This is a genomic window from Serratia plymuthica (assembly GCF_018336935.1).
GTDB classification, from domain to species: Bacteria; Pseudomonadota; Gammaproteobacteria; order Enterobacterales; family Enterobacteriaceae; genus Serratia; species Serratia plymuthica_B.
Window position 1 is genome coordinate 4,488,237 of the sequence record NZ_CP068771.1, and the last position, 15,655, is coordinate 4,503,891.

Consider the following 15,655-nt stretch of genomic DNA (forward strand, 5'->3'; position numbering starts at 1 on the left):
CTATCCATTTTTAAGCCAGAAAGAGAACCCTTGCCGAAAGGTTGGTTTTTTACTCTTTAATGTGGCTAATAAGTTTCCTGTCGTAAGAATTAAAATCTAAAGATAAATAAAATTTTAGTTAAAAAAACCAAAGGAGTCACTTTAGTTCAAAATGAATCGTTTGGATGGGTAGGCTCACGACAATTAATAGTTTCTGTCTAAGAGTACATCTTGACTGCTGAGCTAAATGAAAGGAGTGACATAGGGTTATGTCGGAAATAAATCAATGCATATTTTGCATACCTTTTAAGGAAAGTAGGATGAAAAATAATTTACTGGCCGTAGCCGTTTTGACTGCATCAGCATTTACCGCATCTGCATTCGCCGCCGATGGCACCGTGAATTTCAAAGGCTCGATTACCGATAAATCTTGCACCGTCGACACGGCTTCACAAAACCAGGACGTTATTCTGGGCACGATCTCTCAAACTGCGTTTGCCACAGGTGCCGGCAGCTCTGCGGGCGGCAAAGAGTTCAGTCTGGTACTGAAGGATTGCCCGAGCACCGTGACCAAAGCCACCGTGCGTTTTGACGGGACCCGGGTTCCTGGCCCGGTCGGCCTGCTGGCGCTGACCGATGTTGCCGATAAGGCGACTGGCGTAGGGGTTCAATTGCTGGACGACAGCAATAATGCGATTAATCTGGGCAGTGATTCCCGCGAATACGCTCTGGTTTCAAGCGGCGCTAACACCCTGAAATTCTTTGCCCGTTACTATGCTTTCGGCACCGTTTCTGTCGGTAAAGCTGACGCCACCACCAACTTTACGATCGTTTATCCATAAGCTCGCGCAGCCGACATTTAGCGGCTAAAGACCTGGGCCGGAGGAAGTCTTCTCTGGCTCTTTATTCATGGACGAACGGAGCAACAAGAAAATGAGAGCAGGTTATTTCACGCTGATTGTAGCGTTGTTGGCAATGTTTTTGACGCCTGCGCAGGCGGGGGTGATCGTGGGGGGGACTCGCCTGATTTATGACGGCGCCAAAAAAGAGTCCGCTTTGAATATCAATAATCCGGACGCGGTGCCTTATCTGATCCAGTCTTGGGTCGACGCGCAGGAAGGTGACGGCACCAAAGCCCCTTTTATCATTACGCCCCCCTTGTTCCGGCTGGATGGCGGGCAAAATAACCTGCTGCGCGTAGTGCGGGCGGGCGGCAATTTACCCTCGGACAAAGAATCTCTGTATTGGCTGAATGTGAAAGCCATCCCATCGGTAGAGAAAAAAGACAACACGCTGCAAATTGCGATCAAGACCCGTATCAAGCTGATTTATCGTCCGCAGGGGTTATCCGGCAATCTGGAAGAGGCAGCCGGGAAATTGACATGGAAGCGTAGCGACAACCGTTTGCAGGTCAATAATCCTTCACCCTATTACCTCACTTTTTTCAATTTGAAGCTCAATGGTCATGAGATTCCCGGCAGCACAATGGTAGCCCCTCAGGCCACCGCCAGTTTTCCATTGCCGGCCGCCAGCGGAAGCGGCGGTAACCTGAGTTGGCAAATCATCAATGATTACGGCGGTACCGGGACGACTTTCACCAACAGGATATAGCCGTTTATTTTAAGCCCCGTACAGACGACGGGACACAGGGATACGGCTCGCCAGAGTTCAGGGTGGGCGAAATGATCGGGACAGGGAGTTAAAAAGATGAATAACCCGAGTTGTATTGGTCTGCGAAAACCTAAGTCGGTCTTGGCGTACCTGATTTCTTGTCAAATGCTGCTGTTGCTGAATTCTTCCAGCGTGGCCTATGCGAGCCGTTATTTTAATCCGGCCCTGCTGGAAATCGATAACCCGGCGCTGCGTGGAGCGGATCTTTCTGTTTTTGAAGAAAACAGCAGCCAGGCGCCGGGTAACTACCGGGTCGATCTTTATCTTAACGGTCAGCAGATAGAGACTCTGGATATCGAGTTTCGTCTCCTGCGTGATGCGGCAGGGAAACAAAAGCTACAGCCTTGTCTGAGCGCCGCGAAGCTAACTGAATTGGGCGTAAAGGTAAGCGCATTTCCCGCTATCGACAGCTTGGAAAGTTGCGTCAATCTGGCGCAGACGATACCTCAGTCTTCCACCACTTTTCAGTTCAACCAATTGCGACTTAATCTGAGTATTCCCCAGGCCGCGCTGAATATGAACGCGCGCGACTATGTGCCTCCTGAACTGTGGGATGCCGGCATACCGGTGCTGCTGGTCAACTACAACTTCACCGGCGCCAATGGTCAGGAACGCGAAAGCCAAGGGCAAAACACCAACAGCTATTACCTCAACCTACGCTCAGGCATCAACTGGGGCGCATGGCGCCTGCGTAACTATTCCGTGTGGAATCAATATAGCGGCGGAGTTTCCTCATGGCGTTCGATTAATACCTACCTGCAGCGTGACATCGTTGCATTGCAAAGTCGTTTGACCTTGGGTGACAGCACCACCGCCAGCGACGTATTCGACAGCATACAGTTCCGCGGCGGGCAATTGGCCTCGGAGGATGAAATTCTGCCGGACAGCATGAAAGGTTATTCACCGGTGGTGCGTGGGATAGCGCGCAGCAACGCTCAAATTGTGATCCGCCAGAACGGGTATGTCATTTACCAAAGCTATGTGCCGCCGGGGGCGTTTGAAATTACCGATCTTTATCCTACCGGCGGTAGCGGCGATCTGAACGTGAGCATTCGCGAAGCCGACGGCCAGGAACAAAATTTTGTAGTGCCTTACGCAGTGGTGCCGGTATTGCAACGTGAGGGGCGCTTTAAGTACAGCCTGACCAGCGGAAAGTACCGTTCTTACAGCGACGGCGTTGATGAACATCCCTTTAGCCAGGCCACGGGTATTTATGGTCTTCCCTGGGGCGCGACGGTCTATGGCGGGGTGCAAGCCGCCAGCAAGTATCAAGGGTTGTCGCTGGGTTTGGGGCAAAATCTGGGGGCGCTTGGGGCAATATCCGCCGACGTGACGCAGGCCTGGACCAAGCAGGAAACTCACCCCAAAGAGCAGGGGCAATCATGGCGGCTGCGCTACGGCAAAAACTTTATCGAGTCCGGCACTAACTTCAGCCTGGCCAGTTACCGTTATTCCACGCGCGGCTTTTATACCCTGCAAGAGGCGTTTGAGAGCTATGGCGGCAGGGCACTTTATAACGATCACAAGAAAAGCCGTGCCGAACTGATGCTGAGTCAAAGCTTGTGGGAGAGGGGGGGATCGTTGTCGCTCAGTGTGTTCAGTGAAGACTACTGGAACGACAACCGCCGCTCCCAGTCGGCAAGCGTCAGCTACAACAACAATTGGGAAAGCGTGAGTTATGGCCTGAATTACACCTTCAGCCAGAACGGGTATGACAGCAACGGTAATCGAACCTATGTCCGTGACCATATTGTGGCCTTCAACGTCAGCGTGCCACTGAGCAAGTGGCTACCGGGAAGTTATGCAACCTATAACATGAACAGCAGCCGCAATGGTGCCACCAGCAACAATCTCGGCTTGAGCGGCAGCGCGCTGGAGGGCAATAACCTCAACTACAGCCTGAGCCAGGGTTACACCGGGCGAGGTGTAGGGGCCAACGGCAATATTCAGGCCGATTACAAGGGCTCCCTGGCGGAACTGAATTTGGGTTATGGCTATGACCGCCACCGCCGGCAGGTGAACTATGGCATTCAGGGCGGCGTGCTGGTGCATCAAAACGGCATCACGCTGTCCCAGCCGCTGGGCGATACGGTCGCGTTGGTGCAAGCGCCGGGCGCCGCGGGTGCCAAGGTGCTGAATCAGACCGGGGTGAGCACCGACTGGCGCGGTTATGCGGTAGTGCCTTATTTGACGCCTTATCGCCGCAATATCGTTGGATTGGACGGAGACTCGTTCGCCGATGACGTCGATATGACACTCAGTAGCCAAACGGTGATCCCGACCCGCGGTGCAGTGGTGCGCGCCAGTTTCAACCCTAACGTCGGCCAGCGGGTACTGATGACGCTGTTGACGCGCAGCGGTAACCCGGTGCCTTTTGGCGCTACGGTCGGGGCAGCCCACAACGCGAGTATCGTCGGCGACGGCGGGCAGGTTTATCTGGCAGGTATGCCCGAAAGTGGCCAGTTGCAGGTTAAGTGGGGCCATGACGCAACCCAGCGGTGTCAGGTCAGCTATCAATTGGCCAACCAACCCGAGAGCGGTGGGATTCGCCTGGTCAACGGGCAGTGTTTATAAGGTGTGCGTGATGAAAACAGTAAAATTAAATCAACGGGTTGTGATTTCTTGTGGCCTTCTTTGCGCCGCTATGCTCAGCCTGCCGCAAGCACAGGCTGCCTTTGGTCAATGCAGGCCCATAGGAGGAACTCATCAATTTTCATTTATATTTGCACCCACCCTGAGCAGGCCGGAACAGAACATCACCGGCATGGTAATCAATAATGCCTCCGGCAATAACTGGAATCTGAGCGATACCTACGATGTGCAGTGCGAATGCACTAACCGCACGGCTTCTTATGTCACCGCCCGGCCGAGTCTGCCGGTACAAAATCATGTAGACGGTCCTTTAACCTATTACGTGCTGAATGAATATCTGGCAGTGGCCAGCGAGGTCTATATTGGCGGCAATCTGCAACAGTATATCCCGACGCCTTTCAACAATATTTCCAATCGAAAAACGGAGCTGGAGCCCGGTGAAAGCTGTGCGAGTGCGCCCTATAGCAGCGGCGCCAGGGGGCGCGTTCATCTCTATTTCCGCAGACCTTTTGTCGGCCAGACCATCATCCCCAACACCCGACTGGTCGAGAACTATGTCTCGGTCGCCAATGGGGTGAGCAGCGTTACCCCGGTATCAACGGTCATGATGAACGGTGTGGTGACGGTGCCGCAAAATTGCGAAATCAGCCCACAGACGGTGATGATTGATTTTGGCGACATTCTGTCTACCGATTTCCAGACCAAAGGAAATATGCCGCCTAATTTTACTCCGCATCAGAAGGAACTGACCCTGGCCTGTCGCAATATTTCCGAAGGGGTCAAGATCAGTCTGTCATTCAGGGGGGAAGCCGACAGCAATATGCCTGATTTGTTGAAGACCACTAACGGCAGTATAGGGGTGAGGATTAATGATCGGTCCGGTTATCCGGTTTCGCCGCAAAACGGGCGTCTGGGCGTCGATTTCAACTACCCCAGCCAGAGTGGCAACACCAGGTTCAGCGCGTATCCGGTCAATACCACCGGGCAGATGCCTGCGGTGGGGAAATTCAATGCGACGGCGACCATTCAGGCAGAGATTCAATAAGTGAATATTTAACCTTGGGGGAAATCATGCCCTTAAAGAAAAGGAGAGCGTTATGTTTTATGGCTTGAGCGGAATAAGCCGGGCGCTGGTCATTGCCGGCATTTTTCAGGTGGCGTTTCCGGTTGCGGCGGCAAAGTTACAGATAACCGGCACTATCAAAGCGGCGCCCTGTATTGTCGATGGAGCAAACAGCAATATTCAGGTCAATCTCGGCGACAATATTTCTGCCGCTATTTTGGGGAGAGCCGGGACCGGCAGCGAATGGATTGAGTTTCCGCTAACGCTGAAAAACTGTCCAGCCACCACCACTTCGGCGACGGCGACGTTCAGCGGTTCGGAAGCGGAAGAAGGGGCGAGTTTATATAAAAGCGTCGGCACATCGCGCAGGGTACAAATCGAGTTGCAAAGCCAAAGCGGTGCCAATCTGGGTAACAATAAAAGCATGGCGCAGTTGGTCAACCCGCTGACGCATGAGGCCACATTCAATCTTCGGGCCCGAGCGTACAGCGTTAATGGTGGCGCCACGCCCGGCAGTATTGATGGCGTACTGCAGATTGCCTTTGTCTATGAGTAGGCATTTATAGCGCCAGCGTTCTGGATTGCCGGCTGTCGATGTTGAAGGCCGATATTACTCGGTGATGTTTTTCAGGCGAATGGCTGACGAGGGGTCGTAATAGTAAAGTTAAGGTGATGATATGGATACTAATTATCAACACAATAATATGCCGGATTCAAAGGATACATACGATAAAAAAGCCGGAACAGTAGTCATTATGGAACCCTGTTCCATTACTGCGTTAGGGATCAGTAACCGATTGATTGAGTCTTGTGGTTTTCAACAGGACAATCTCCTGTTGGTGAGGAGCCTTGCCGAGCTGAAGGCCACGTTAACCCGACATCAGCCCCGCCTGTTAATTATGGAACTATGCGGCAAGTCGGAGTCCGTATTGGACGGCTTGAGACTGATCGCCGATATACATGAGCAGTCGCCTGATACAGCGCTGCTGGTATGCACTGCGCTGGATGAGCCCAGGGTGTTGCGGCAACTGATAGCTTCAGGTATCCGAGGCATGACGTTGAAACAGGAACCTGCCGTCGCACTGGAACATTGTGTACGGCAGGTTTTGGCGGGAAGCAGTAGCTTTAGCCATCGCATCCGCCAGCGTGGGTTGCATGAAGCCGCAGCAGAGAAACCCCTGACGCTGCGCGAGTTGGATGTATTGGCTCAGCTATTTTCCGGCAAAAGCGTGACCAATGTGGCTTTGACGCTGTGCCGCGATATTCGCACCGTCAGTACGCACAAGCGTAATGCTATGTTAAAGCTGGGTTTTCATAATGATGGCGAGCTATATCTTCAGGGTAAATGGATGGCGGTGAATGGCCCGTCCTTTGTTCGCTAGGGGCGTAAACTGGCAGCGTTTTAACGCGGCAGTATCGAAGGAAGACAGGAGCAGGATATGCAGGTTTCACGTCATCAACGGTTGAATATTGCGTTAATGGATCGTTGCCCATTGACGCTGGATGGATTGGCAAGTTTTGTGAGTACGCTCTCGACCCGGGGAAAGATCGTGGTACGGGAAACCAGTATGAGAGAGGCGGCAGATGGGGCAATCTACCAACAGGCCGACGTCTTGATTGCCGAATTGAATGGCGTGGGCGAGACTGAGGTACAGGGCCGGGAGATACTGCTTGATCTGTGCGTTCAGTTACCGGCCTTACGGGTGGTAGCCTATACCCGCAGCCAAAGTGTCGAAGAGCTGGCTCTGCTATTGAGCCAACCTAATATCAGCATTGTAGCGCGGGATGATGCGTTACCTTTGGTGGCGGAGTTTTTCAACCGGGTGCTGAACGGAGAGCGAGTATTAAGCCCGCAGATTGGTGCCTGTCTGGCGCGCACTTCCGCGAGAGAAACGACGATAACGCGTGAGCTGACCCGTTGTGAAAGCGATGTTCTGGCCTTTTTGTTTAACGGTATGAGTTTACGGGAGATTGCCGAACTGCAGCGGCGCAGCATCAAAACCATCAGCGCGCACAAATGCAGCGCCATGCGTAAGCTGAAGGTGTCGAACGACAGTGAACTGTTTTCACTGCATGGCAAAATTACCCGCCAGCTTGCCGGAGAGTGGCAGAGAAGTACGCAACGTTAAGGCGTGCGTTGGTGCGCCGGCGCGTTTCTGGCGATAGTGAAAGAACCGCATCGGCAATGATAACGTGGGGGGAATCTGCGTTCGGCATTTTTCAAATGAAATGCCCCTGAAGATATGTATTTCATGGTATTTCTCCCTCGGGGCATTGAGTCTCTATTTAGCATTGTTTTTATATCAAATATTGATAATTCTGAATCGTTCCACGTTAGTGGCAGTATAAATTACGGTGTTCTGAATGTTTTTATGCCCCAAATAATCTTGGATCAGGCGTGTATCTATCCCTCTGTCAGCCAGGGCATAGCCGCAGGAGTGGCGAAGCATGTGAGGATGCACTTGAACGCTAATGCCGGCCATTTCACCGTACATTCGCATCAGCCGATACAGCTGTTGTCGCGATATTTGCCCACCGTGGCGTGACAAAAACAGCCACTGGCTATCGGCTTCAAGGTAGCCCGACCTCAGGCCAAGCCACTTCAACAAAACATTGCGCTCTCGGGGTTGTATGGGGTGTTGAACGGAAAATCCATTTTTCAACCGGAATATGTGCACCCGATTAGTTGCAAGATCAATATCCTGTAAACGTAATGAACGGAGTTCGCTGACCCGTAAACCATGAATAAAACACATCAGTAGCAAACAACGGTCCCGAATACTGTTTTTACCCTCAGGAACGGCTGAAATAAGTTGCTCAATTTCAACCTGGCTGAGAAATTTCCGTTTCTTCATTTTAATTACCTAGGCTATTAACATTGGCTGGGGTTTTAATTTTCAGTTTTTATTAAAGCACTTAACGCAGAGTAACGGCAAAGAAAATAAAATTACTTCACGGTGTTAATGGTAAATCCATATATTTATTTTATTTCTATTTTTGCAGTGAATGTTTTTGATATCTCTCATTTGAGCGAATGGGTGGTATTTTTGAGTGGCAGTGCGCATTTATATTTCCATTAATTCAATTTAGTGCTCCCCAGACCGATATCCGTATTGAATATTTCGGATATCCGATGCCGCCCGGCTGGGGATGTTTTCTCCCCGCGCTGCAAGTGATATGAGAATTATTATTGATATCATTCTCTCGCCGCTTACAATGCCTGCCATCACAAGTTTGCAGGGTAAGGGTTTTTCATGGAGTTGCTACGGGTGGTTTACCATCAGTATCGTTGGCCGTTTCTGGCGGTAATGGCGTTGACCATGGCTAGCGCGGCGCTGGGCATCGGCATCATCGCCTTTATAAATCTGCGGCTGATGGCTGCGGCGGGCAACCCACTGACTGTGCTGCCGGAGTTCCTCGGGCTATTGGCTTTGTTGCTGGCGGTGACGCTGGGATCGCAGCTGGCGCTGACCACGCTTGGCCATCATTTCGTATTCCGTCTGCGCGGCCAACTGGTGAAGCGGATCCTGGATACCCCTATTGAACGGATTGAGCAATTGGGCAGCGCTTCTCTATTGGCGAGCCTGGCCAGCGACATACGCAATATTACGCTGGCTTTTGTCCGTCTGCCGGAACTGGTGCAAGGGGTGATACTGACGCTGGGGTCTGCGGCCTATCTGGGCTGGCTTTCACCGCAGATGTTGGCAGTGACCGCAGTCTGGGTAGCGGTAACGGTTTTCGGCAGCGGGTATCTGGTATCGCGAGTGTATCGTCATCTGAGCAGCGTGCGTGAGGCGGAAGAACGCCTTTACCAACATTATCAGTCTGCCATTGACGGCCGCAAAGAACTGGCGCTGAACCGCGATCGCGCGAAAACGCTCTATCAACAGGCTTATCGGCCGGATGCTGAAGGCTACCGTTACCATATTATTCGCGCCGATACCTTCCATCTCAGCGCGGTAAACTGGTCGAATATCATGATGCTGGGCGCCATTGGCCTGGTGTTCTATATGGCCAACAGCCTGGGCTGGGCGGATACCGCCGTTGCGGCGACCTATTCACTGACGCTGTTATTTTTACGCACGCCATTGCTGCAAGCGGTAGGGGCTTTCCCGACGCTGATAGGGGCAGAAGTGGCCTTCAATAAGATCAAATCCCTGCGGCTTGCCGATTATCAACCGGCATTCCCAACGGTTGCCGCCAAAACCTGGCAAACGCTGGAACTGCGCGACATCGTATTCCATCACGGTGCGACGGAGCAGAAAGCCGGTTTTGCCGTTGGGCCTGTCTCCCTGACGTTGCGCCGGGGGGAATTGGTGTTTCTGATTGGCGGTAATGGCAGCGGAAAATCAACGCTTGCGATGTTACTGACCGGTCTGTATCAGCCGGTCAGCGGGCAGATCCTGCTGGACGGCGTTGCGCAGGAACCATCGGACATGCACGACTACCGCCGTTTGTTTTCCGCCATTTTTACCGATTTTCATCCGTTCCACCATTTGCAGGGGCCGGATGGCCGGCAGCCTGACGCCGAATTGGTGGAAAATTGGCTTAACCGGTTGAACATGAAAAACAAACTGGAATTTGACGGCCTGAGAGTGACTAATCCGCAGCTGTCGCAAGGGCAGCGTAAACGCCTGGCTTTGCTGCTGGCGGTGGCGGAACAGCGGGATATTTTGCTACTGGACGAATGGGCTGCGGATCAAGATCCGCAATTTCGTCGCATCTTTTATCGCGAGTTGTTACCGCAACTGCGTGAGTTAGGCAAAACGGTATTTGCCATCAGCCATGACGACCATTATTTCGAGCATGCCGATCGGTTGTTGCAAATGCGCGATGGGCAACTGATTGAATTGTCGGGCAGCGAGCGTGATCACGCCAGTAAGGACTCGGTCATGCAGATTAGCTGATCCTTTCAGGCCGCTTTACGCGGCCTGAATTAAGGATTCAGTCGCTCAGGCCTCAGCAAAAGTTCTCTTCTTTATTTCCCTTTACCGCCAAACCACCCGCCAATTTAGGTTAAATCCAGCCATTTGTTTTAATAATAATTCGTTTACTGATGGTTTGATTTTGATCTTTTTTATCGTGTCACACTACCTGGATACTGATAGTTGGGTTGTTGTTAGCCTATGTCCTGTGAAGTGTGGTGCTGTCGTTTTTTGCACTATTTTATTGATTGTTTAAACATATCAAAAATACTCATTCAATCAATTTAATCTATTGGTGAGGCGCGGAGTGATAAGCAAGGATGGAGTGGACATCAAACGTAAGGCTTGGCTGTGCGTGTTTATCGGCTGTGGGATATTTTGGTTGGGTATTGCCGCCGCGATTTATGGGTTGTTGATGATTTAGGAAACATGTCGATGGACAAGAAACGCGTTAAAAACGGCAAGAGCGCCAAAGAGCGCAGTCTTGCCAGGATACCGCCTCGCTGGCAGTTGAGCGCCGCACAGCGCGATTTTATTGACGATCTCTGGCAGGCGGACGCCCCGGATCCTGCACCGGCGCTACCCACCCGCCACGACGTCAGCGGATGATGCGATTACGCCCGGCAAGAACGCCAAACAGCATTTGCAGCAGCGTCAGGCCCAGCAGGATACTCAGCGGCAATTGCCAACCTTGGGTCAGATCGTGCAGCACGCCGAACAACGTTGGGCCCAGCGCCGCCAGTAAATAGCCTACCGATTGCGCCATGCCTGACAACTGCGTGGCCTGGTGTTGATGCCCGCTGCGCAAGCCAAAGAATGACAACGCCAGCACCAACGAACTTCCTGCCCCCAATCCTGCAAAAATCAGCCATATCAGCGAGTTTTCTGGCAGCGACAGCAGGCCGGTGACGCCAATAAAAATCAGCGACGAACTGCACAACGCGATTGCGCGTTGATCGCGCGCTCGGGGCAGAATAAATACCATGGCAAAGTTAGCGGCGATTGCCACCACCTGGTAGATAAACAGTTCGAACCCCGCCTGTTGCGGCGAGGTGCCGTGACTGGCGGCAAAGGCGCTGAACCAACCGATAATGGTGTAGAAGGTGATGGACTGTAAGCCCATAAACAGCGCTACCTGCCACCCGAGCGCGCTGCCCCACGGCGAGCGTGACGGCGTCAATGGGGCCTGTCGCGCGTCGCTGGCCGTTACGGTCGGTGGGCGGCGCAACTGCGGCAACCAGACCAGCAGCGCCAACAGGGCAGGCAGGCTCCAGCAAAGCAGGGAGAAACGCCAGCCGAGATCCTTCAGTTCCGCCAGCGGCACTGCCAGGCCGGAGGCGGTAGCGGCAGCCAGAGACATCACCGCCGCATAGCCGGCAATCATGGCGGCGGCTCGGCTGGGGAAGTCGCGTTTGACCAGCGTTGGCAACACCACGTTGGCAAACGCGATGGCGGCGCCGATCAATATGCTGCCTAACCACAGCATGCCGTTTGGCGTCAGAGAGCGCAGTACTATGCCTGCAACCAGCAGTAGCAGCGCCATGCCCAATGTGCGTTCAATGCCGATTCTTTTGGCCAGTCCCGGCGTCACCGGCGACAGGACGGCAAACAGCATCAACGGTAGCGAGTTGAGCAAGCCGGCGGCAGTGGCGGACAGCATCAACTGTCGCTGGATCTGTTCCAGTAACGGGCCCACGCTGGTCAGTGCGGCGCGCAGGTTGGCGGCGATCAGCATGATGCCGGCAATCAGCAATAAAGGGGAGCGTAAACGGCTGCGCTTCGTGGCGGCAGATTTTGGGGATAAAGCGGAGTGTGGCATGAATTCCTCGCACCAGCATGCAGCCAATCAATGCTGCATGACATGATGCGTTGATTGACGTTAACGCTTACGTACCAGCAGGGTACCGATATTTGTGCGCAAGTGTAGGGAAGAACGGGCGGCCTGACAAGGAGCGCTTGACCGGCGGGTACGGGATTTACCTTTCCGCGATCCCGCATGCCCGATGAACGATAAGCGTGTTCATCGGGCTACCGTCGGTCCGTTAGCCGGCGACGGGCAGCGGGCCAGGCGCCATGTGCGCCGGTTCATTTTCTTTCGGGCGACTAAAGCGCCAGCAACTCTGGTGATATTTGGCCACGCTGTTGCGGTGCGCCACGCTCACCAGCGTCACCTGCGGCAACTCATCAACCAGCAGGCAATACATCAGTTGTTCGGTTTCGTCGTCCAGCGCGCTGGTGGCTTCGTCGAGGAACAGAATATCCGGACGGGTCAAAATGGCCCGGGCAAACGCCAACCGCTGCTGCTCACCCGGCGACAGGCGCTGGCTCCAGTTGGCACCGGTGTCCAGCCAGCGTTGCAAATGCTTCAGGCGGCAATTTTCCAGCACTTTCAGCAGTTGCTCATCGCTGTAGTCGGCGGCGAGGTGAGGGTAACTGAGTGCCTCTCGCAACGTGCCTATCGGAATATAGCTGCGTTGCGGCAGGAATAATGCGCGGCTGGCGGCGTCCAGCCCGATGGTGCCGGAGCCGTACGGCCAGATGCCGGCGATAGCGCGCAGCAGCGTTGATTTGCCGCAACCCGAAGGGCCGACGACCAGTACGCGTTCGCCGCGTTTCAGCGTCATGGAGCTTGAATCCAGCAAGCTCTGGCCGTCTGGCAGTTGCAGGCTGAGGTTATCAAGAATCAACGGTTGGGCGCTTTCCGGCCGCAACTGAATGCCGCGTTGCTGGTGGTGTACCTGATCCACCGCGGCGTTAAAACCGGCCAGACGGTTCACGCAGGCTTTCCAGGTAGCCAGATCGCTGAAGGCATCGATAAACCAGGACAGCGCCCCCTGCACCTCGCCAAACGCGGAGGCGATCTGCATCATGCCGCCCATCTGGATGGCACCGGAAAAGTAGCGCGGCGCCGCCACCAGCAGCGGGAAAACGATAGCGAACTGGCTGTAAAAGTTGGAGGCGATATTGAGCCGCCGGGTGATGCGCATGATCGACCACCAGTTGGCGCGAATAGTCTCAAAACGATCGCCCAGCTGTTGCGCCTCGCGGGGTTCGCCGTGGTACAGCGCGATGGCATCGTTGTTTTCGCGGATGCGGATCAAGCCAAAACGGAAGTTCGCTTCATAGCGTTCCTGATTAAAGCCGAGCTGGACCAGCGGCTTGCCGACCCACCAGATCAACAGTGAGCCCAACCCGGCGTACAACAGCGCGAACCACAACATATAGCCGGGCACGGTAATGGTGTGCTGGCTAATCATAAAGGTCATTGGTCCGCTGACGTGCCACAGAATGGTGACAAAGGAAAACAGCGTCACCAGGCTGGAGAGCAGCCCGAGCGACAGCGACAGCGAGTACTGGGTCAGGACGTTGAGATCTTCTGCGATACGCTGGTCCGGGTTATCGACGATCTGTTGTTGCTCGGTATGGTAATAGGCCTGATGCGCCAGCCACTTACCCATGAATTTTTCCGTCATCCAGCGCCGCCAACGCATTTGCAGGCCTTGGGTCAGGTAGATTTTATACACCGCCAGTACGATGAAGATCAGCGCCAGATAGGTGAAACGCCACAGCTGCGCCTTGAACACCGGATAATTTTTGTTTTGCAGCGCGTCATAGAACACCTGGTTCCACTGATTGATCTGCACGCTGATATATACCAGCCCGAGCGACAGGGCGACGATGGTGATCAGCATCGACCAGGCTCGCCATTTTTCTTCCGAAACCCAAAAAGGTTTAATCAACTGCCAGACGGCGCGTTTTTGCGTAGGGGGGCTGTTCATAGGATTCTCGGTCGGGTTTGTTACGTTCCGATCAGCATGAGCCGCCGCCAGGTAACAAACAAACCGTGACATGTAAGCAGTTTTAACGCGGCTAACCGTTTGAAATATTGTGGATGAATCCTTAGAGGTGAAGCCGGGTGACATGAGGGTTATACTGGCGCCGAATTACCGGTTACTCACTCTGGAAAGGATAAGGCATGAAGGCGTTGGTTCCCCTGCTGTTGACCTATGGCGCGCTCGCCAGCGGCCAGGCGATGGCACATATTGATGAGCCGGATATTGATGCCGATTGCCAGAAAGTGGCGGGCTATGCCGAACTGGGGAAAAACGCTTATCAGCGGGGCGATTATGGCCGGGCGGCTGATGTTTTCCGCGATCAGGCAGCCTGGAGCGAGTTTTGCGGGCTGAACGATCAGGCGATCGCCACTGCCTATAACAACGTGGCGCTGGCGCTGATGCATGCCGGTGAACTGCTCAAGGCGCGCGCTTATCTGGAGCTGGCGCCGAAGGATGCGAAATCCCAGCATAATCTGAAGCTGCTGCAGCAACGTCTGGCGAAGCAACCGCCGGCAAGCGGGCCGGGTGGCGTCTATTGGCAGTACGCCGGGCGCGGCGTATGGAGCGAAGTTGCGGTCAAACCCCAGGGTGAGCGCTGGCTGATTAATTATACCGGCTATTATATGCCGCAAATGGGGCTGTATTACGGGCCGAATATGGGCGAGTTCGCCCAGGTATTGCCGATTGAACGGGGCAAGGCGGTATACCGCCAGCGGGAGCCGGGGGACGGAATGGCCTGTGATGTGGCGATGCAATTTACGGTGGATGCGGTGGACCTGCGCACCAAGGGCGACTGCGGATTTGGTTTTAACGTACAGGCGCAGGGGACGTTCATACGGGTCGAGTAATCGGCTGCGGGGTGCGCAGCCGAAACCAGTATTAAGCCCAGTTCACCGCGCCGCTCAACAACGCTTTCCAGGCATCAACGTTGCCCAAATAGTTGCCTGCCGGGATCTGGCGCAGCTGGCCTTCGTTGTCTTGCAACGCAAAGGTCGGGAACCCCTGGCCCTGGATTTTGGCAAGAAACGCGCGGCTTTCCGCAATGTGCTGTGCGGTCGGCGCGCCGGCGTTAAAGCGCATCTCGGCAATGAACGGAGCCGAGGGCAGGCCCAGCTCTTTCGCCAGGGCTTCCAGCACCGGGGTATCGGCGATGCGCCGGCCTTCCTGATAATGCGCTATCTGAATGCGGTGCAGCATATCCACCCCGCGTCCCCCCAGCGCTTCCGCCGCCAGAATCGCAGTAATCGGCGGCTCGGAGTCCATCACTGCCGTGGTATCGCGCAGCAACCCATTGAAATAGGCTTCACCGAAGCTCTGGCCGGTCAGCTCCGCAATGCGCTTGTCATGCGGAATCACATAGTTACGCCATTCGTCCGTGATCTGGCGGCGATTATTGCCGGTCATCATGCCGCCGGCGTGCAGGGCGACAGTCAGCCCAGGAATGCTCTTGGCCGCCTGCACCAACGGCGCGGCGCCATAGCACCAGCCGCACAGCGGGTCGAAAACGTAATGCAGAGTTGTACCGGTCATCTTTACTCCTCGTGATGTTCTGCGGCTGAACGCCGCAGAACATTGAGCCTGTCAAAGGC

General features: G+C 54.2%; 15 protein-coding genes. 11 read left to right on the plus strand and 4 right to left on the minus strand.

Annotated elements, in window-relative coordinates; genetic code table 11:
• The first annotated feature begins 299 nt into the window (after positions 1-299).
• From JK621_RS20915 to JK621_RS20945, 7 genes are all read left to right on the plus strand, one after another.
• Positions 300-821 (plus strand): fimbrial protein, encoded by a 522-nt coding sequence (locus JK621_RS20915; protein ID WP_212557481.1) that lies wholly within the window; start codon positions 300-302, stop codon positions 819-821.
• A gap of 91 nt (positions 822-912) precedes the next feature.
• Positions 913-1,590 carry a fimbrial biogenesis chaperone gene (locus JK621_RS20920; RefSeq protein ID WP_212557482.1) on the plus strand — a complete coding sequence of 226 codons (678 nt, stop codon included), beginning with the start codon at positions 913-915 and terminating at the stop codon, positions 1,588-1,590.
• A 96-nt stretch (positions 1,591-1,686) separates the two neighbouring features.
• Complete coding sequence (locus JK621_RS20925; RefSeq protein ID WP_212557483.1) at positions 1,687-4,224, plus strand: fimbria/pilus outer membrane usher protein; 2,538 nt, start codon at positions 1,687-1,689, stop codon at positions 4,222-4,224.
• A 10-nt stretch (positions 4,225-4,234) separates the two neighbouring features.
• Entirely contained in the window at positions 4,235-5,287 is a 1,053-nt protein-coding gene (locus JK621_RS20930; RefSeq protein WP_249337103.1) for a fimbrial protein, read from the plus strand.
• A 52-nt stretch (positions 5,288-5,339) separates the two neighbouring features.
• Positions 5,340-5,861 carry a fimbrial protein gene (locus JK621_RS20935; protein ID WP_212557484.1) on the plus strand — a complete coding sequence of 174 codons (522 nt, stop codon included), beginning with the start codon at positions 5,340-5,342 and terminating at the stop codon, positions 5,859-5,861.
• A 121-nt stretch (positions 5,862-5,982) separates the two neighbouring features.
• Positions 5,983-6,687 carry a response regulator transcription factor gene (locus JK621_RS20940; RefSeq protein WP_212557485.1) on the plus strand — a complete coding sequence of 235 codons (705 nt, stop codon included), beginning with the start codon at positions 5,983-5,985 and terminating at the stop codon, positions 6,685-6,687.
• 57 nt (positions 6,688-6,744) lie between these two features.
• On the plus strand, positions 6,745-7,434 hold the full coding sequence (locus JK621_RS20945) for a response regulator transcription factor (RefSeq protein WP_212557486.1): 690 nt from the start codon (positions 6,745-6,747) through the stop codon (positions 7,432-7,434).
• 174 nt (positions 7,435-7,608) lie between these two features.
• On the opposite strand, the gene JK621_RS20950 is transcribed toward JK621_RS20945, so the two are convergent.
• A complete protein-coding gene (locus JK621_RS20950; RefSeq protein ID WP_212557487.1) occupies positions 7,609-8,160 on the minus strand; it encodes a tyrosine-type DNA invertase in 552 nt (183 codons plus the stop codon).
• Positions 8,161-8,559: 399 nt separating this feature from the next.
• Between JK621_RS20950 and JK621_RS20955 the strand changes: the two genes are divergently transcribed.
• The 3 genes from JK621_RS20955 (at position 8,560) to JK621_RS20965 (ending at position 10,839) form a co-directional block, all read left to right on the plus strand.
• A complete protein-coding gene (locus JK621_RS20955; RefSeq protein ID WP_212557488.1) occupies positions 8,560-10,212 on the plus strand; it encodes a multidrug ABC transporter permease/ATP-binding protein in 1,653 nt (550 codons plus the stop codon).
• 325 nt (positions 10,213-10,537) lie between these two features.
• Positions 10,538-10,654 carry a YmiA family putative membrane protein gene (locus JK621_RS20960; protein WP_212557489.1) on the plus strand — a complete coding sequence of 39 codons (117 nt, stop codon included), beginning with the start codon at positions 10,538-10,540 and terminating at the stop codon, positions 10,652-10,654.
• 11 nt (positions 10,655-10,665) lie between these two features.
• Complete coding sequence (locus tag JK621_RS20965; RefSeq protein ID WP_212557490.1) at positions 10,666-10,839, plus strand: hypothetical protein; 174 nt, start codon at positions 10,666-10,668, stop codon at positions 10,837-10,839.
• Here the strand turns inward: JK621_RS20965 and JK621_RS20970 are convergent.
• Both JK621_RS20970 and JK621_RS20975 read right to left on the minus strand, forming a co-directional pair.
• Positions 10,829-12,049: a CynX/NimT family MFS transporter gene (locus JK621_RS20970; RefSeq protein WP_212557491.1), complete on the minus strand. Its 1,221-nt coding sequence runs from the start codon at positions 12,047-12,049 to the stop codon at positions 10,829-10,831. The genes JK621_RS20965 and JK621_RS20970 overlap by 11 nt on opposite strands.
• 223 nt (positions 12,050-12,272) lie before the next feature.
• Complete coding sequence (locus tag JK621_RS20975; RefSeq protein ID WP_212557492.1) at positions 12,273-14,009, minus strand: ABC transporter ATP-binding protein/permease; 1,737 nt, start codon at positions 14,007-14,009, stop codon at positions 12,273-12,275.
• 197 nt (positions 14,010-14,206) lie between these two features.
• Here JK621_RS20975 and JK621_RS20980 point away from each other — a divergent pair, with 197 nt between their 5' ends.
• Positions 14,207-14,914: a tetratricopeptide repeat protein gene (locus JK621_RS20980; RefSeq protein WP_212557493.1), complete on the plus strand. Its 708-nt coding sequence runs from the start codon at positions 14,207-14,209 to the stop codon at positions 14,912-14,914.
• Between the two features lie 31 nt (positions 14,915-14,945).
• On the opposite strand, the gene JK621_RS20985 is transcribed toward JK621_RS20980, so the two are convergent.
• A complete protein-coding gene (locus JK621_RS20985) occupies positions 14,946-15,596 on the minus strand; it encodes a DsbA family protein (RefSeq protein WP_212557494.1) in 651 nt (216 codons plus the stop codon).
• Positions 15,597-15,655 lie beyond the last annotated feature (59 nt).